Origin of the sequence: Pseudoflavonifractor sp., from assembly GCF_050943825.1 — a bacterium.
GTDB lineage: Bacteria > Bacillota > Clostridia > Oscillospirales > Oscillospiraceae > Pseudoflavonifractor.
In genome coordinates this window covers 23,292-39,214 of sequence record NZ_JBMNPX010000013.1, presented here as the reverse complement: position 1 = coordinate 39,214, position 15,923 = coordinate 23,292, and the positions used below count along the sequence as shown (strand labels likewise).

The 15,923-nt window shown below is 62.6% G+C and carries 18 protein-coding genes; 2 read left to right on the top strand and 16 right to left on the bottom strand.

From position 1 onward, the window contains the following. Positions 1 to 7: 7 nt before the first annotated feature. The 3 genes from wecB to trpS are packed head-to-tail and all read right to left on the bottom strand — an operon-like array spanning position 8 to position 3,316. The gene (wecB, locus tag ACOX7T_RS10880) at positions 8 to 1,165 is read right to left on the bottom strand and encodes a non-hydrolyzing UDP-N-acetylglucosamine 2-epimerase (RefSeq protein WP_433442647.1); all 1,158 of its coding nucleotides are present in this window, start codon (positions 1,163 to 1,165) and stop codon (positions 8 to 10) included. Further along, complete coding sequence (locus ACOX7T_RS10875; RefSeq protein WP_433442645.1) at positions 1,162 to 2,280, bottom strand: MraY family glycosyltransferase; 1,119 nt, start codon at positions 2,278 to 2,280, stop codon at positions 1,162 to 1,164. The genes wecB and ACOX7T_RS10875 overlap by 4 nt, the downstream gene beginning before the upstream one ends. Positions 2,281 to 2,314: 34 nt before the next feature. Further along, a complete protein-coding gene (gene trpS / locus ACOX7T_RS10870; protein ID WP_433442643.1) occupies positions 2,315 to 3,316 on the bottom strand; it encodes a tryptophan--tRNA ligase in 1,002 nt (333 codons plus the stop codon). A 192-nt stretch (positions 3,317 to 3,508) separates the two neighbouring features. Between trpS and gltX the strand changes: the two genes are divergently transcribed. Next, positions 3,509 to 4,993 carry a glutamate--tRNA ligase gene (gene gltX, locus ACOX7T_RS10865; protein ID WP_433442641.1) on the top strand — a complete coding sequence of 495 codons (1,485 nt, stop codon included), beginning with the start codon at positions 3,509 to 3,511 and terminating at the stop codon, positions 4,991 to 4,993. A gap of 86 nt (positions 4,994 to 5,079) precedes the next feature. On the opposite strand, the gene ACOX7T_RS10860 is transcribed toward gltX, so the two are convergent. The 3 genes from ACOX7T_RS10860 to ACOX7T_RS10850 form a co-directional block, all read right to left on the bottom strand. After that, complete coding sequence (locus ACOX7T_RS10860) at positions 5,080 to 5,223, bottom strand: hypothetical protein (RefSeq protein WP_433442639.1); 144 nt, start codon at positions 5,221 to 5,223, stop codon at positions 5,080 to 5,082. Between the two features lie 177 nt (positions 5,224 to 5,400). After that, on the bottom strand, positions 5,401 to 6,552 hold the full coding sequence (locus tag ACOX7T_RS10855) for a hypothetical protein (protein ID WP_433442637.1): 1,152 nt from the start codon (positions 6,550 to 6,552) through the stop codon (positions 5,401 to 5,403). 17 nt (positions 6,553 to 6,569) lie between these two features. Continuing rightward, the gene (locus ACOX7T_RS10850; RefSeq protein ID WP_433442635.1) at positions 6,570 to 7,205 is read right to left on the bottom strand and encodes a redox-sensing transcriptional repressor Rex; all 636 of its coding nucleotides are present in this window, start codon (positions 7,203 to 7,205) and stop codon (positions 6,570 to 6,572) included. Between the two features lie 238 nt (positions 7,206 to 7,443). On the opposite strand from ACOX7T_RS10850, the gene ACOX7T_RS10845 reads away from it, so the two are divergent. Beyond that, complete coding sequence (locus ACOX7T_RS10845; RefSeq protein ID WP_433442633.1) at positions 7,444 to 7,947, top strand: nitroreductase family protein; 504 nt, start codon at positions 7,444 to 7,446, stop codon at positions 7,945 to 7,947. A gap of 45 nt (positions 7,948 to 7,992) precedes the next feature. Here the strand turns inward: ACOX7T_RS10845 and ACOX7T_RS10840 are convergent, their stop codons facing one another. The 10 genes from ACOX7T_RS10840 to hisZ all read right to left on the bottom strand — a co-directional run bounded on the left by ACOX7T_RS10840 (position 7,993) and on the right by hisZ (position 15,762). Next, positions 7,993 to 9,174: an iron-containing alcohol dehydrogenase gene (locus ACOX7T_RS10840; RefSeq protein WP_433442631.1), complete on the bottom strand. Its 1,182-nt coding sequence runs from the start codon at positions 9,172 to 9,174 to the stop codon at positions 7,993 to 7,995. A gap of 104 nt (positions 9,175 to 9,278) precedes the next feature. After that, positions 9,279 to 9,608, bottom strand: coding sequence for a phosphoribosyl-ATP diphosphatase (gene hisE, locus ACOX7T_RS10835; RefSeq protein ID WP_148316681.1), 330 nt, complete (start codon positions 9,606 to 9,608; stop codon positions 9,279 to 9,281). 3 nt (positions 9,609 to 9,611) lie between these two features. Further along, entirely contained in the window at positions 9,612 to 9,938 is a 327-nt protein-coding gene (gene hisI, locus ACOX7T_RS10830) for a phosphoribosyl-AMP cyclohydrolase (protein WP_433442629.1), read from the bottom strand. Beyond that, positions 9,931 to 10,728 carry an imidazole glycerol phosphate synthase subunit HisF gene (hisF, locus tag ACOX7T_RS10825; protein ID WP_433442627.1) on the bottom strand — a complete coding sequence of 266 codons (798 nt, stop codon included), beginning with the start codon at positions 10,726 to 10,728 and terminating at the stop codon, positions 9,931 to 9,933. Before hisF ends, hisI begins: the two co-directional genes overlap by 8 nt. Next, on the bottom strand, positions 10,722 to 11,444 hold the full coding sequence (gene hisA, locus ACOX7T_RS10820) for a 1-(5-phosphoribosyl)-5-[(5-phosphoribosylamino)methylideneamino]imidazole-4-carboxamide isomerase (protein ID WP_433442625.1): 723 nt from the start codon (positions 11,442 to 11,444) through the stop codon (positions 10,722 to 10,724). Before hisA ends, hisF begins: the two co-directional genes overlap by 7 nt. After that, a complete protein-coding gene (gene hisH / locus ACOX7T_RS10815) occupies positions 11,441 to 12,049 on the bottom strand; it encodes an imidazole glycerol phosphate synthase subunit HisH (protein ID WP_433442623.1) in 609 nt (202 codons plus the stop codon). The genes hisA and hisH overlap by 4 nt, the downstream gene beginning before the upstream one ends. Further along, positions 12,049 to 12,660, bottom strand: coding sequence for an imidazoleglycerol-phosphate dehydratase HisB (gene hisB, locus ACOX7T_RS10810; RefSeq protein WP_433442621.1), 612 nt, complete (start codon positions 12,658 to 12,660; stop codon positions 12,049 to 12,051). The genes hisH and hisB overlap by 1 nt, the downstream gene beginning before the upstream one ends. Then, positions 12,660 to 13,958 (bottom strand): histidinol dehydrogenase, encoded by a 1,299-nt coding sequence (gene hisD, locus ACOX7T_RS10805; protein ID WP_433442619.1) that lies wholly within the window; start codon positions 13,956 to 13,958, stop codon positions 12,660 to 12,662. The genes hisB and hisD overlap by 1 nt, the downstream gene beginning before the upstream one ends. After that, positions 13,958 to 14,596 (bottom strand): ATP phosphoribosyltransferase, encoded by a 639-nt coding sequence (gene hisG, locus ACOX7T_RS10800; protein ID WP_006574523.1) that lies wholly within the window; start codon positions 14,594 to 14,596, stop codon positions 13,958 to 13,960. Before hisG ends, hisD begins: the two co-directional genes overlap by 1 nt. After that, complete coding sequence (gene hisZ, locus ACOX7T_RS10795) at positions 14,593 to 15,762, bottom strand: ATP phosphoribosyltransferase regulatory subunit (RefSeq protein ID WP_433442617.1); 1,170 nt, start codon at positions 15,760 to 15,762, stop codon at positions 14,593 to 14,595. The genes hisG and hisZ overlap by 4 nt, the downstream gene beginning before the upstream one ends. Between the last annotated feature and the right edge of the window lie 161 nt (positions 15,763 to 15,923).

Genomic DNA, 15,923 nt, shown 5'->3' with positions numbered 1-15,923 from the left:
ACTGATATTATTTGCCCAGTGTATTGAACGCTTCAGGCGCCTGCTCCCGCAGGCCGAATTTCCACTCAATGGCGTCGGCAATGCGGCGGCAGGCCTGGCCGTCGCCGTAGGGATTAACTGCGTGGGCCATCTCGCCGTAGGCCTTGGCATCGGTCAGCAGGGTGTGGGCCAGCTGGAACACATCCTCTTCCTCGGTGCCTGCAATCTTCACGGTGCCCGCCTCCACGGCCTCGGGCCGCTCGGTCTCCCGGCGCAAAACAAGCACCGGACGGCCCAGGGCGGGCGCCTCCTCCTGCAGTCCGCCCGAGTCGGTCATCACCAGATAGCACCGGGCCATCAGGTTGTGCATCTCCTCCACATCCAGAGGATCGATAAGGTGAATTCTGGGGTGGCCGGAGAGATACTTGGATGCCGCCTCCCGCACCACCGGGGACAGGTGCACCGGGTACACCAGCTCCACATCCTCGTGGGCGTCCGCTATGCGGCGCAGGGCGGTCATGATGTTGGTCATGGGCTGGCCGTAATTCTCCCGGCGATGGCAGGTCACCAGGATGATCTTTTTGCCCGCATAGTCCAGATGGTTGAGCAGGTCAGTCGCAAAGTGATAATCCTTTACAACCGTTGTCTGAAGGGCGTCGATGACGGTATTGCCGGTGATAAACACCCCGTCCTTGATTCCCTCGCCAGCCAGGTTGGCCCGGTTGGCGGGCGTGGGGCAGAAATGCAGGTCGGCAATGTCCCCCACCAGGGTGCGGTTCATCTCCTCCGGATAGGGGGAGTACTTGTCCCAGGTACGCAGACCGGCCTCCACGTGGCCCACCATAATCTGATGGTAGAAGGCGGCCAGGGCTCCGGCAAAGGTGGTGGAGGTATCGCCATGGACCAGCACCAGGTCGGGCTTGGCAGTCTGGAACACCTCCTCCAGGCCCAGAAGGCACTTGGTGGTGATGGTGGACAAGGTCTGACGGGGCTCCATAATATTCAGGTCATAGTCCGGCTTCAGACGGAAAATCTCCAGCACCGAGTCCAGCATCTGCCGGTGCTGAGCGGTAACGCAGCACAGGGACTCAATCCCCTCCCGGCGGCTCAGCTCCTGCACCAGGGGCGCCATCTTGATGGCCTCAGGCCGGGTGCCGAAAATGGTCATGACACGGATAGGCTTCATTTCTTTTCTTCCTCCTCCCCGGCTCCGGCCTCAGGCTCCGCCGGATTCTGGGACGGGTTGCCCCGGTTTTTCTTGTTGTTGTTGTGGATGAAAAGCTGACCGGCCACTGCACCCGCGGCGCACAGGGCCATCAGCAGCAGCATGGCCTTGACAGGGCCCTCGGTGGTCAGCACCACAGCGGACAGGCCCAAGATGGCGCTGATGATATAGAGCACGGCCACCGCCTGCTTCTGGGAGAAGCCCATGTCGATGAGCCGATGGTGCACATGGCTGCGGTCGGCGTGCATGGGGCTCTGGCCGTGGGCGATACGGCGGATAAAGGCAAAGCAGGTGTCAAAGATGGGCAGGCCCAGCATGAGGAAGGGCACCACAAAGGAGATGATGGTGTACAGCTTGAAGAGGCCCTGCACCGAGATCACCGCCAGGACAAAGCCCAGGAAGGTGGAGCCGGTGTCGCCCATGAAGATTTTGGCGGGGTTCAGGTTGTAGGGCAGGAAGCCCAGGCAGCCGCCGCACAGGGCCGCCACCATCAGGGCGATGGGCACCTCCCCCACCGACATGGCGATGACCAGCAGCGTCATGGAGCTGATGGTGGACACACCGCAGGCCAGGCCGTCCAGACCGTCGATCAGGTTGACGGCGTTGGTGATGGCCACAATCCAGATGACGGTGGCCGGATAGGCCAGCCAGCCCAGATCCCAGTAGAGGTTGGCAGAGAACACATTGGGATTGGAGATTGTGGCGATGACATTTCCCGAGCAGACCGCGATTACCGCGGCCACAATCTGAATCACAAACTTGAAGGATGCCTTCAAAGAGTAGATATCGTCAAAAATGCCCAGCACCACAATGATGACCGCGCCCAGCAGCATGCCCCGGATCTGGGTGGTCATCTCCACAAAGAACAGGGTGCTGGCAATAAAGCCGAAAAAGATGGCCAGGCCGCCCATGCGGGGGATGGGATGGTCGTGCATCCGGCGGTTGTCCTTGGGCACGTCCACCGCGCCCACCTTCTGAGCAAGAGATTTGACCACGGGGGTCAGAATAAGAGCGACAATCAGCGCCACGCCCAGGGCGGCCGCTACCATGCCGATCTCGCGAAGTTCTACATTCATGGTTCTTCTCCTTTAGACGGAATCAACTGCCGCTTCAGCGCTGCAGGAAGCCCACCTTTTTATAGACCTTGCGCAGGGTCTTCTCCGCCACATAGGAGGCCTTCTCCGCGCCGGCCCGGTAGACGCCCTCCAGGTAGGCCTTATCAGAGAGCAGCCGGCGGGTCTCCTCCTGGATGGGACGGAGCAGCTCCACCACGGCCTCGCCCACCACAGGCTTGAAGGCGCCGTAGCCCTTGCCGTCAAACTCGGCCTCGATCTCCTCAAAGGTCTTGCCGGTGACGGCGGAGTAGATGCTCATCAGATTGGCCACGCCGGGCTTGTTCTCCCGGTCATACCGGACGCAGCGCTCGGTGTCGCTGTCGGTGATGGCCCGCTTGAACTTGCGCATGATGTCCTCCGGCTTCTCCATGAGGAACACGCAGCCCTCAGGGATGGACTTGCTCATCTTGGTGTCGGGCTGGTTCAGGCTCATGACACGGGCGCCCATCTTGGGAATATAGGGCTCGGGCATCTTGAGCACGTCGCCGTAGACATGGTTGAACCGCTGGGCGATGTTGCGGGTCAGCTCCACGTGCTGCTTCTGGTCCTCGCCCACGGGCACAAAGTCGGGCTGGTAGAGCAGGATGTCCGCCGCCATCAGGCAGGGGTAGGTGAACAGACCGGCATTGATGTTGTCGGCGTGCTTGGCGGACTTGTCCTTGAACTGGGTCATGCGGGAGAGCTCGCCGAACATGGTGTAGCAGGACAGCACCCAGGCCAGCTCCGCGTGCTGGTGGACGTGGGACTGGACGAACAGGGTGTTCTTCTCCGGGTCCAGGCCGCAGGCGATGTACTGGGCCAGCTGCTCCAGGGTGCGGCGGCGCAGATCGGCAGGAGTCTGGCGGACGGTGATGGTGTGCATGTCGGCCATGAAATAGTAGCAGTCAAACTCGTCCGCCCGGGCGCCCCAGTTCTTGATGGCGCCAAGGTAGTTGCCCAGGTGCAGGTCGCCGCTGGGCTGGATGCCGGAGAGCATTACTTTCTTTGTCGTTTCCATTTCTGTTTTACACCTCGACTGCGCCTCCGGAGACTTTTTCCCTCTCTCGGGGCGCATATTTACATACCAGTTTATCATACCACATGGCGTACCGCTTGACAAGTTTTACCCTTACCTTTAGAATGGTAAAGATCAGAAGAACTTCCGCCTGTCGGCGTGATTCTCACAATTATTACCACTGGAGGCATCACCATGGATATGAAATGGTTTGACGACATGGAGGCCCGCATCCCCAAGGGCAAAGTCCGCACCCGCTTCGCCCCCTCCCCCACCGGCTATATGCACATCGGAAACCTGCGTACCGCCCTCTACACCTGGCTCATCGCCCGCCATCAGGGCGGCACTTTTATCCTGCGCATTGAGGACACTGACCAGGAGCGCCTGGTGGAAGGCGCCACCGAGGTCATCTACAAAACCCTCCGGGAGTGCGGCCTGACCTGGGACGAGGGTCCTGATATCGGCGGCCCTGTGGCCCCCTATATCCAGACCGAGCGCCGGGACACCTATGGCAAGTACGCTGAGCTGCTGGTGGAGCGGGGCCACGCTTACTACTGCTTCTGCGAGAAGACCGAGAGTGAGGAGGAGAGCGGCAACTTTGACCGGGCCGCTGACCCCTGCCGCTCCCTGAGCCTGGAGGAGGCCAAGGCCCGGATTGCCGCCGGTGCTTCCTACGTCATCCGCCAGAAAATCCCCGCCGGCGGAACCACCACCTTCTCCGACGCCGTGTTCGGCGACATCACCGTGGACAACGACACCCTGGACGACCAGGTGCTTATCAAGTCCGACGGTCTGCCCACCTACAACTTCGCCAACGTCATCGACGACCACCTGATGGGCATCACCCACGTGGTCCGGGGCAGCGAGTACCTCTCCTCCGCCCCCAAGTACAACCTGCTCTACCAGGCCTTCGGCTGGGAAGTGCCCACCTATATCCACTGCTCCCCCGTCATGCGGGACGCCCACAACAAGATGAGCAAGCGCCACGGCGACCCCTCCTACCAGGACCTCATCGCCCAGGGCTTCCTCTCCCAGGCTGTGGTCAACTACGTCACCCTGCTGGGCTGGTCCCCCCGGGGCGAGTACAGCGAGCAGGAGTTCTTCTCCCTGGAGGAGCTCTCCCGTGTGTTCGATATCGGCGGCATCTCCAAGTCCCCCGCCATCTTCGACATTGAGAAGCTGCGCTACTTCAACGCCAAGTACCTGCGGGAGCTCTCCGCCGAGGACTTCTACGCCCTGGCTGAGCCCTACCTCCAGGAGGCCGTCAAGACCCCCGGCATTGACCTGAAGCTCATCGCTCCCCTGGTCCAGCCCCGGTGCGACACCCTGCTGGATATCGCCCCCCAGGTGGACTTCTTTGACGCCCTGCCCGAGTACTCCAACGAGCTCTACTGCCACAAGAAGATGAAGACCAACGAGGCCAACTCCCTGGAGGCCCTCAATCAGGTGCTCCCCGTGCTGGAGGGGCTCACCGACTGGACCTACGACACCATCCACGACGCCCTCATCGGTCTGGCCGAGAAGCTGGAGCTGAAGAACGGCCGGATCATGTGGCCGGTGCGCACCGCCCTGTCCGGCAAGGCCGTCACCCCCGGCGGCGCTGTGGAACTGTGCCACATCCTGGGCCGGGACGAGGCCCTCGCCCGCATCCGCAAGGGTATCACCCAGCTGGGCGGCTGAGTCTCCCCTACTATTTCCGTGTTCTCATGACAGAGGGCCGGGCGCGCGTGCGCCCGGCCCTTCGTTCTTATGTTCAGTCTGCTCTCTCAGCAGCCGCAGTTATTGCCGCAGCCGTTGTTGCAGCCACCCATGCTCCCGCCGCCGCAGCAGCAGCACAGAATGATGATGAGGATGATGATCCACAGGCAGCCGCAGCCACCCCAGCCGGAACCGTTATTGCAGCACCCCATAATGAAGTACCTCCTGAAATGAAATGGAGACCGGCTGCCGGAGTCTGCCCTGCGGCTTCTCCTGCGCGGCCTCACTTCATACTATGCCCCACGCCCTGATTGGTGCGGGCCGCGGCATCACAGGCTGAGATGGAAAGAATAAATCCCCGGCAGTCCATTGGGCTGCCGGGGATTTCGTTATGCAATTCGCTCTGTCACCACGCTGTCCCGCACCTTCTTGACCTTGGCGGCATCCAGCGTACCCACCGAAGAGAGATGGCTGAGCAGGGTCCCGCCGGACTTCATCTTGGCGTCCAGCGCGTAGTAGGACACATAGGCCACCTGGGCCCGAAGGAAGGGCTCCTCCACCAGCAGCTTGTACTCCCCGTCGGTGATGCACCCCAGCTCCAGGCTGCGCAGCAGCGCCGAATCCCACTGGAAGTCCGGGTTGTCGCCGCTGTCCTGATAACCCAGTGCCCGGAGCACAAAGGTCATATACTCACCGGCAGTGATGGTCACATAGGGGGCAAAGTACAGTTCCGGGCTGTCCGCACCCACGCCCTTGGTATACCCCTTGGCATAGGCGTAGGTCACGTAGTTCTGACACCACTCAGGCACGTCCACAAAGGGACAGGGGTCTGTGACAGCCAGAGCCGCCTCTTCCTCTCCCAGCAGACGCAGGAACATGATCAGTCCCTCAATCCGAGTGGGGGCGTTCTCCAGCATCAGCCCATCGCCGTAGGCCGTATCGCCGCCCTTGAACAGTCCCATCTCCTTCAGGGCGTTGGCCAGCTCGTTGTAGTCCGTGGCATCGCTTTTAGTGACCGAATAAAACCCCTGAGGCGCCAGCACAGCGGTGTCTGAGGTAATGGTCAGCTGGCACATGGTATTCTCCGCGGCCAGATAGCGGTGCTGGGCCGTCATGGCCGTGCCGGAGGCCACGTCAGCGGCTGTGGTCATATCCACCACGCCGCCCGAGGTGTAAGAGATGGTGGCGGACCCGGCCAGCAGCATGCCGCTGGAGCCGGTGTCCAGCGTGATGACATCCCCCCGCTTGAACCGCTGCTCGGTAAAGGAGGCGGCATATCCCCCGCCCTCCCCGGCCAGCGCGTCCGCCCGGGCCTGGTACAGCTCAGCCTGCGTCTTGAGCTTGGTCAGCGCGTCATTGTAGACCCCATTGAGCCCGCTCTCGATCTCCTTGTCCGCCTGTGCCACGGTCTCGGGAATATAGGTATTGGTCAGATAGGACTGGGTCAGCAGCGGGTCAGATGCACTTCCGCCCGCCGCTACCGCCGCCACACAGCCGGCCAGCAGAAGCATAGCCAGCAGGGCTGCCGCAATTCGTCTCATATTTTACTCCCGGGGTCTCAGTCTGTCTCGGAAATCATATAGCTCAGCGCCAGCAGGCTGTCGGCAAAGTGCACGTCCTCAATGATCACATTGCCGGCGTCAGGCAGGTTCAGCTCAATATTGGTGAAGTTCCAGATGCCCTTCACGCCGGCGGCCACCAGACGCTCCGCCAGGCCATTGGCCACCCGGCCGGGAACGGTAAGCACGCCCACGCTGGTGGGATGCTCCTTCATATACTCCTCCAGCGTATCCGCATGGCGGATGGTCACGCCGCCGATGGTGCTGCCCACAATATCCGGGTTCACATCAAAGGCCGCCGTCAGCTGGAAGCCGTTCTTCTCAAAGTGGAAGTTCTCAATCAGTGCCCGGCCCAGGTTACCGGCGCCCAGGATCACCGCCGTATGAGAGCGGTTCATACCCAGAATGTCGGAGATCTCACCCCGCAGCTTCTCTACATTATAGCCGTAGCCCTGCTGGCCAAACTCGCCGAAGCAGGACAGGTCCTGCCGGATCTGAGATGCGGTCAGGCCCATGGAGCTGCCCAGGGCGTTGGAGGAAATCCGGACAGTACCGGCTTGAAAGAGATCGTTCAGATGGCGGTAATACCGCGGCAGACGCCGGATTACGGCGCTGGATACCTTCTGCTTTCTCATCGTTTCATCACACTCACTCTGTTTTCGTTGGCTGTATTTTTCCCGTGAGGCGGGTTTCGTACTTATTTTATTAGTTTACCCCAGTACCGTGCACTTGTCAATTTTTTTCACGCTCTTTCCCGCTGCACCCCTTTTGCCTTTCGCTTTTTTGCCGCGTATGCTATAATTATGGCGTCAAAAATCAGCTCTACCCCGCTTTTCTGTTTCACCATCCGCAATGCGTCAAGGAGGAACCTCTATGCTGAAAGAACTGTTTGACCGCCGCAGCATCCGCCGCTACACTGACCGCCCCATCCCGGAGGAGGTCATCACCGAGCTGCTCCGGGCCGCCATGAACGCCCCCTCTGCCCGCAACACCCAGAGCTGGCGTTTCCTGGTCATCACCGACCGGAAAACCCTGGACGACATCCCGTCCCTCCAGCCCTACACAGGCATGATGCGTCAGGCTCAGGCCGCCATCATGGTCATGGGCGACCGCAGCGCCGAGGCCAGCGAGGGGTATCTGTACGTCAACTGCGCCGCCGCCATTGAAAACCTGCTGGTGGAGGCGGTACACCAGGGACTGGGCGCATGCTGGTGCGCGGTGGCCCCCAAGCCGGAGCGGGTTGAGGGCTTCTCCCGCTACTTCCGGCTGGACGACACCCTGCTCCCCGTGGGCATCGTAGCCCTGGGCTGGCCCGCCGAGGAGCGGCCCAGAACAGACCAGTACGACCCGGACAAGGTCAGCTTCTGGAAGGGCTGACAATCAAGCCGCAGCGGCGCCCTTACGGGCGCCGCTGCGCTTTTCTCAGTGGTTGGCCAGCTGGTAGACCAGATAAATCTCGTCCTTCTCCATGGGGTGGAGCTGTCCCACCCGGCGGCCGCCGTAGTAGGTGGAACGCACAGCCAGGTCCCGGAGGGTAGCATCGTCCTGCACGCCCATGGCCTGGCTGAAGCAGATGGGCAGCTTCAGCACATGGCGGAAATACTGCTCGGTGGCCCGGATGGCCGCCAGAGCGGCCCGCTCCTCATCTCCATCCTGGATACCCCAGACATTCCGGCCAAAGCGGGCGAAGCGGCCGGGGGCATCCCGGTACACATACCGGGCCCAGGCAGGCCACATGATGGTCAAGCTCTCGCCATGGGGAATGTCGAACATGCCCGAGAGCTCGTGGCCCAGGGCGTGGGCAGAGAAGTCCTTGGGCTGGCCCAGACCGGTGAGGCCGTCATGGGACAAGCTGCCGCACCACATAATCTCGGACCGGGCCTTCAGGTCCTCCGGGTTGTCCATGGCCACCCGCCCGTACTCAATCACCGTGCGGAGCAGCGCCTCGGCAATACCGTCGGTGAGGGCGTTGTCGGTCTGGACGCTGAAATAGCGGTCCATGGTGTGCATCATGATGTCAGCCACGCCGCAGGCCGTCTGCCGGGGCGGCAGAGTGCATGTCAGAGCGGGATTCATAATGGCAAAATCCGGCTGGTTGAAGGGGGTGTTGATGCCCTTCTTCTGACCATTCCCCTCGTTGGTGAGCACGGCGGAGTCCGACGTCTCACTGCCCGCCGCCGCGATGGTGAGGACGGATCCTTTTTTCAGCGTGGCCGTCACCTTGGCCTTGCCGCTGTAATAGTCCCAGATGGGCACGTCGGGCCGGGCCAGACCGTGGGCCACCGCCTTGGCCGTGTCGATGACGCTGCCGCCGCCCACTGCCAGCACAAAGTCGATGCCCTTGTCCCGGAACTTGTCCACCGTCTCCTGAGCCAGGCCCAGGTGGGGATTGGGCTGTACGCCGCCCACCGCCTGCCAGGGCAGTCCGGCCGCCTCCAGCGAGGCGGTAACACGGTCCAGCAGGCCGCTGCGCACCGCGCTGCCGCCGCCGTAGATGACCAGCACGTTGCTGCCACCGGCGTCCCGGATCGCCTGTCCGGCCTGAGTCTCCGTATTCTCACCAAAAATAACCTTGGTCGGTACATGATAGGTAAAGGCATTCATTTCAAAATTCCTCCTTGCGGCAGAACTGATATCCGGCAACCAGTATACTACAAATCCAGACAAAAGGCCATATCCGTAAGACTGCGGATATGGCCTTTTTGTATTCAGGTGTTGTGGTCGGTAACCCGCATCTGCTTCAGGTTGCCGATTTTGGCGCTGCGGCGGTCCAGCTCGGCCAGAACCGCGTCCAGTGGGATGTTCTGGGCTGCCAGCAGGACCATCAGGTGGTAGAGCAGGTCGGAGCACTCGTTCACCGTGTCCTCCTCCACGCCGTTCTTGGCGGCAATGATGGTCTCGGCGCACTCCTCACCCACCTTCTTGAGAATCTTGTCCACGCCCTTGTCAAAGAGATAGCAGGTGTAGGACCCCTCCTGAGGATTGGCCTTCCGATCCAGCACCACCTGGTAGAGTCTCTTCAAAACTTCATCGTTCATGTGTCATTCCTCCATTGCGATTTCCCGGAAAAAGCAGCTCTTGGCCCCGGTGTGGCAGGTGGGGCCCACGGGATGGCAGAAGTAGAGCAGGGTGTCGGTGTCGCAGTCGGTGACCATCCGCTCCACGTGGAGGAAATGGCCCGAGCTCTCCCCCTTGTTCCACAGCTTCTGCCTGCTGCGGCTCCAGAACCAGGCGGTCTTGGTTTTGATGGTCAGTTCCACCGCCTCCTTGTTGGTGAAGCCCAGCATCAGCACCTCCAGGGTGTCCGCGTCCTGGATGATCACCGGAATCAGCTCCGACTTCTGAAACAGCGCTTCCAAATCAAACATGCAGCCGGCCTCCTATCCACTGGCTCTTCTCCGACCGGCGAACCGGGATGCCCCGGCCCCGCAGGTATTCCTTGACTTCCTCCACGGTCAGCTCACCGAAGTGGAAGAGGGACGCCGCCAAAGCCGCGTCGCAGTCCGTCTTCTCAAAGACCTGGGCAAAGTGCTCCAGACTGCCGCAGCCCCCCGAGGCGATGACCGGGATGCTCACCGCCTGGGTGACAGCCCTGGTCATGGGCAGGTCAAAGCCGGCCTTGGTGCCGTCGGCGTCCATGGAGGTGAGGAGGATCTCCCCCGCTCCCAGCCGCTGGCCCTCTCTGGCCCATTCCACCGCGTCCAGCCCGGTGGGGTTGCGGCCTCCGGCGGTCACCACCTCCCAGGTGCCGTCCCCCCTGCTGCGGGCGTCGATGGCCAGCACCACGCACTGGGAGCCGAACCGCTCCGCCGCACGGGAGATGAGGGTGGGGTCCTTCACCGCCGCAGAGTTCACCGAGATCTTGTCCGCCCCGGCCCGGAGCAGCAGCTGGAAGTCCTCCAGGGTGCGGATGCCCCCTCCCACGGTCAGTGGCACAAAGACCTGCTCCGCCGTCCGCTCCACCACGTCGGCCACCGTGTTCCGGTTGTCGCTGGTGGCGGTGATATCCAGAAAGACAATCTCGTCCGCGCCCGCGTCCGAGTAGTACTTGGCAAGTTCCACCGGGTCGCCTGCGTCCCGAATGTTGACAAAGTTGACCCCCTTGACCACCCGGCCGTCCCGGACGTCCAGGCAGGGGATAATCCGTTTGGCTAGCACTGGTCCCCAGCCTCCTTTACCGCCTCCGCCAGGTCGATGGTCCCGGCGTAGTAGGCCTTGCCGATGATGGCGCCGTAGAGCCCCATGTCCCGCAGGCGCTTGATATCGTCCAGGCAGGACACACCGCCCGAGGCGGTGATGTTACAGGACACCGTCTTCTGGAGCTGCGCCAGCTGCTCATAGGAGGGGCCGGACAGCATACCATCTGTCGCAATATCTGTAAAGATAATATTCTTTACACCAAGCGACTCCATCTGAGCGGCAAACTCCAGGTAGTCCAGGCCGGAGTTCTCCTCCCAGCCGGCGGTGCGTACCTTTCCGCTGAGGCTGTCGATGCCCACGGCCACCCGGTCCCCGTAGAGCCCCAGGGCGTAGGACACCAAGCCCGGGTTGGTGACTGCCGCAGAGCCGATGACCAGCCGGTCCACGCCCGACTCGCCCACAGTGATCACGTCCAGCTCGGTCTTGATGCCGCCCCCCAGCTCCACCTTGAGGCCGGAGTTCTGGATGACCTGATAGATCATGGGGAAGTTGACCCGCACGCCGCTGCGGGCGCCGTCCAGGTCCACCATGTGGATGTGGCGGGCGCCGGCGTCGTAGAAGGCACGGGCCACGGTGAGGGGATCGTCGGCGACCTGGTGGACCGTTGCAAAATCCCCCTTGTAAAGCCTTACGACCTTACTATCTTTCATGTCAATGGCAGGAAAAAGTTTCATCGGTTCAGCTCCCCAAAGTTTTTCAGGATTTGCAGGCCGGTCTCCCCGCTCTTCTCCGGGTGGAACTGGCAGCCGTACACATTGCCGCTGCGCACCGCCGCCACCACCGACACGCCGTACTCCGTGCGGGCAATCACGTCCTCCTCCGAGGCCGCCACGCCGCAGTAGGAGTGGACGAAGTAGACCCACGCGCCATCCTCCAGCCCCCGGAAGATGGGAGCGTTGTTCTGGAAGGTCAGGCTATTCCAGCCGATGTGGGGCAGCTTGCGATCGGTCTCAATCCGCTTGACACGGCCATGGACAAGTCCAAGCCCTTTACAGTCTCTCACCTCTTCGCCCATGTCGAAGAGCAGCTGCATCCCCAGGCAGATACCCAGGATGGGCTTCTGCTCCGCCTGGGTGACCACCACCTTGTCCAGCCCGGACCGGCGCAGCCGCTCCGCTGCGTCAGGAAAGGCTCCCACGCCGGGCAGGATGATGGCGTCGGCCCGCTCCAGAGTCCCGGCGTCGTCGGTGACCTGGGTGGGCAGGCCCAGATAATCCATGGCGTTGGCGATGCTCTTCAGGTTGCCCACGCCGTAATCCACGATTGCGGTATAGCCCATCACAGCACCCCCTTGGTGGAGGTGACACCGCTCCCCTCTACCTTCACCGCGTCCTTCAGGGCCAGGCCCAGGGACTTGAACAGAGCCTCGGTAATGTGGTGGGAATTACGGCCGTAGAGGGCCTTCATGTGGAGGGTCAGACCCCCGTTGACCGCCAAGGCCCGCATGAACTCCTCGGTAAGGCAGGCGTCATACTCCCCCATCCGCTCCTGGGGCATCTCCGCCTCGTAGACCAGGAAGGGCCGGTTGGAGATGTCCAGGGCGGTGAAACCCAGGGCCTCGTCCATGGGCACATAGGCGCTGGCAAAGCGGCGGATGCCCTTCCGGTCGCCGATGGCCTGCCGGAAGGCCTGGCCAAGGACAATGCCGGTATCCTCCACTGTGTGGTGGCCGTCCACCTCCAGGTCGCCCCTGGCCTCCAGCTCCAGGCCGAACCCGGCGTAGAAGGCCAGGGCATGGAGCATATGGTCAAAAAAGCCGATGCCGGTGGACACCTTCACCTCTCCCCCGTCCAGGCAGAGGTTCACGCTGATGTGGGTCTCCTTGGTCTTGCGCTCTATGGTATAGGCCCGGACGGGGGCGTCCCCCGCCCTGTACACATGGGTCTCCATCAACATTCCTCCTTGGACGGTGCCTCTTCAAAGCGCACCCGGATGGCGTTGGCGTGGGCGGTGAGCCGCTCCGCCTCGGCCAGAGCGATGATCCGGTCCTTCACCGGCGCCAGCTGCTCCTTCTCGTAGGCGATGACGCTCATGGTCTTGAGGAAGCTGTCCACGCTCAGAGGCGAGAAGAAACGGGCGGTGCCGCTGGTGGGCAGCACGTGATCCGGTCCCGCCATATAGTCCCCCAGAGGCTCCGGGGACCAGGCGCCCAGGAACACTGCGCCGGCGTTGCGGATGGCGGGCAGCAGGGCCCTGGGATTCTCAGTCACAATCTCCAGGTGCTCGGGAGCAATCTCGTTGGCCAGGGCGGCACAGTCGTCCAGGGTATCGCAGACAATAGCGCAGCCGAAGTCCCGGAGAGATGCCTCCATAATCTCGCTGCGACTCAGATACCCGGTCTGGCGGATAATCTCTTTGTCCACCACCTGAGCCAGCTCCATGCTGGTGGTGAGCAGCACGGCAGAGGCCAGCCGGTCGTGTTCAGCCTGGCTGAGAAGGTCGGCGGCCACATACACCGGGTTGGCACTGCCGTCGGCAATGACCAGCACCTCCGAGGGGCCAGCCACCATGTCGATGTCCAGCTTGCCGTAGGCCATCCGCTTGGCCGCCGCCACAAAGGCGTTGCCCGGCCCCACTAGCTTATCCACTCTGGGAATAAAACCAGCCCCGTAGGTCAGGGCCGCCACCGCCTGAGCGCCGCCCACGGCGATGACCCGGTCCACCCCGGCGATTTTTGCCGCGGCCAGCACGGCGCTGTTCAGGTTCTCGGTGGGGGGTGTGACCATCACAATCTCTTCCACCCCCGCCACCTTGGCGGGCACCGCGTTCATCAGCACCGAGGAGGGATAGGCCGCCGTACCGCCGGGCACGTAGATACCCACCCGGGTCAATCCACGGACCACCCGGCCCACCACGCCGCCGTCGGGCGAGCGCCACTCCATGGTGCGGGAGAGCAGATGCTCGTTATAGTCCCGGATGTTGGCGGCGGACCGCTCCATGGCGGCGATCAGCTCCGGGGAGCAGGCGGCGTAGGCCGCGTCCAGCTCTTCCCGGGAGATCTCCCGGGGCTCCGCCTTGTCAAACCGGAGGGAGTACTCCTTTACAGCTGCAAAGCCGTTCTCCCTTACATTGCTTAGGATATCAGCCACCGCGCGGTCCACGTCCGCACTCACTTCGGCCGCTCTGGCCCGCATGGCGGCGATTTTATTTTTTTCCGCCGTTCCGTCGGCACGGATAATCTCCAGCATCACTTTTTCTCCAATTCCCGCTCACATCTGGCGATAAAATCCTGAATCTCCGCCTTGCGGAGCTTCATACTGGCTGTGTTCACAATCAGCCGGGCGCTCACCGGCGCCACGGTCTCGATGGGCACCAGGCCGTTCTCTTTCAGAGTAGCACCCGTCTCCACAATGTCCACGATGGCATCGGCCAGGCCCAGGATGGGGGCCAGCTCCACGCTGCCCTCAATCTTGATGATATCCACGTCCATGCCCTTCTTGGCAAAGAAGGCACGGGCCACGTTGGGGTACTTGCTGGCGATGCGCCGGGTCTTATAGGTGCCGTAGAAGTCGCTGCCCTCCTTCACCGCCAGGGCGAAGCGGCACTTGCCGAAGCCCAGGTCCAGCACCTCGTAGAAGGCGCCGCCCTGCTCCAGAATGGTGTCCTTCCCGGCGATGCCCAGGTCACAGACGCCGTGCTCCACGTAGGTGATGACGTCGGGCGCCTTGGCCAGCACCCCGTCCAGCGGATAGTTGGGGATGGTGTGGATGAGACGGCGGCCCGGATTCTTGATGGGGGTACAGTCCAGTCCCATGGCCTCAAAGAGGGACACGGCCTTGTCCTGCAGGCGGCCCTTGGTCAGGGCAATTCTCAGATTCTGACTCATACCTCCACCAACCTCTCTCCGCCGTTTTCCAGCACCAGCACCACGGACGCCCCCTTCTCCCGGGCCAGGCTGAGGGTGGACTCCAGAGCCCGGCAGGGGGACAGCTCGCAGGAGCCCGGCTCCCGGACATCCAGCACCGCCAGGGCCTTGGCAAACTCCCCGTCTCCGTAGTGAATCAGCATCTCCAGCCCGGCGGGCACCGCTGCGGGCAGGCAGGCTGCCACTGCGTCCACGTCCACGGCAAAGCCGGTGGCCTGGGCAGGCCGCCCGAAGGCGCCTACCAGCTTGTCGTACCGGCCGCCGGAGAGGACGGCGTCCCCCGCCCCCTCCACATAGCCACGGAAGACCACGCCGGTGTAATAGTCAATCTGATGGACCAGCCCCAGGTCAAAGCGGATGTGGTCCCCGTACCCCGCGTGCTTCAGCTCGCCGTACAGGTCTCGCAGGTAGTCCAGGGCGTCGCTGCCGCCCGAGAGGGTCTCCGCCTCATCCAGCACCTCTGCCCCGCCGAAGAGGTAGGGCAGGCGGCGGAGAGGGCGGACAGCGGGCTGGCCGTCATAGGGCTCCAGCAGGTCGTTGAGGGCGGCGAAATTCTTGCCCTCGATGAGGGATCGCATCTGCTCCGCCGCCGCAGCGGGCATATCCACCCGGGCGGTCAGCTCCCGGAAGAAGCCCACGTGGCCCAACTCCACATGGAACTGCTCCAGACCAGCGGCCTTTAGGGCGTCCACGGCCAGAGCCACCATCTCCAGGTCGGCCTTCTTCCCTGCCGCGCCGATGAGCTCCACGCCGCACTGGGCAATCTCGCTGCTGCCGCCCCGGTGGGCGTCACCGGAACGGAACACGGTCTGGTCATAGTAGAGCCGCTGGGGCAGGGGCACGGTGCGCAGCTTGGTGGCCGCCACCCGGGCGATGGGGGTGGTGCAGTCAGGCCGCATGACCATAATCTTGCCGGAGCGGTCGATAATCTTCAGCATGGCCTCCTGGGGCAAGGGGTTGCCCGACTGGAGGAAGAGGTCGTAAAACTCCACCTCGGGGGTGATGATCTCCGCATAGCTACGGCGGCGGAAGAGCGCCGTCAGCGCCCGCTGGACCTGGCGCCGCTCCCTGCACTCGGCAAACAGCCGGTCCCGGGTGCCCTCGGGGGTATGTACCGTGTAATTCACCCTAAATGCCTCCTATGCCCGATTTTTGCTTTTTCATAGTAGCACATTACTACGCTAAAGTCAACAATTTTTTACCAGTTCCCTCTGACCGTTCCTGCGCTGTCCGCCCGGAAAAAGCAGAACTGCGCAGGCGGCCGGATCACTCCGGTCACCTGCGCAGC

Coding starts and splice junctions, on each gene's coding strand:
- hisE (WP_148316681.1), bottom strand. CDS start 9,608: ATGAACGATGAAGTTTTGAAGAGACTCTACCAGGTGGTGCTGGATCGG.
- ACOX7T_RS10840 (WP_433442631.1), bottom strand. CDS start 9,174: ATGAATGCCTTTACCTATCATGTACCGACCAAGGTTATTTTTGGTGAG.
- ACOX7T_RS10855 (WP_433442637.1), bottom strand. CDS start 6,552: ATGAGACGAATTGCGGCAGCCCTGCTGGCTATGCTTCTGCTGGCCGGC.
- trpS (WP_433442643.1), bottom strand. CDS start 3,316: ATGGAAACGACAAAGAAAGTAATGCTCTCCGGCATCCAGCCCAGCGGC.
- ACOX7T_RS10845 (WP_433442633.1), top strand. CDS start 7,444: ATGCTGAAAGAACTGTTTGACCGCCGCAGCATCCGCCGCTACACTGAC.
- hisH (WP_433442623.1), bottom strand. CDS start 12,049: ATGGGCTATACCGCAATCGTGGATTACGGCGTGGGCAACCTGAAGAGC.
- ACOX7T_RS10850 (WP_433442635.1), bottom strand. CDS start 7,205: ATGAGAAAGCAGAAGGTATCCAGCGCCGTAATCCGGCGTCTGCCGCGG.
- gltX (WP_433442641.1), top strand. CDS start 3,509: ATGGATATGAAATGGTTTGACGACATGGAGGCCCGCATCCCCAAGGGC.
- ACOX7T_RS10860 (WP_433442639.1), bottom strand. CDS start 5,223: ATGGGGTGCTGCAATAACGGTTCCGGCTGGGGTGGCTGCGGCTGCCTG.
- hisG (WP_006574523.1), bottom strand. CDS start 14,596: ATGAGTCAGAATCTGAGAATTGCCCTGACCAAGGGCCGCCTGCAGGAC.
- hisI (WP_433442629.1), bottom strand. CDS start 9,938: ATGTTTGATTTGGAAGCGCTGTTTCAGAAGTCGGAGCTGATTCCGGTG.
- hisB (WP_433442621.1), bottom strand. CDS start 12,660: ATGGAGACCCATGTGTACAGGGCGGGGGACGCCCCCGTCCGGGCCTAT.
- hisD (WP_433442619.1), bottom strand. CDS start 13,958: ATGCTGGAGATTATCCGTGCCGACGGAACGGCGGAAAAAAATAAAATC.
- wecB (WP_433442647.1), bottom strand. CDS start 1,165: ATGAAGCCTATCCGTGTCATGACCATTTTCGGCACCCGGCCTGAGGCC.
- hisA (WP_433442625.1), bottom strand. CDS start 11,444: ATGAAACTTTTTCCTGCCATTGACATGAAAGATAGTAAGGTCGTAAGG.
- ACOX7T_RS10875 (WP_433442645.1), bottom strand. CDS start 2,280: ATGAATGTAGAACTTCGCGAGATCGGCATGGTAGCGGCCGCCCTGGGC.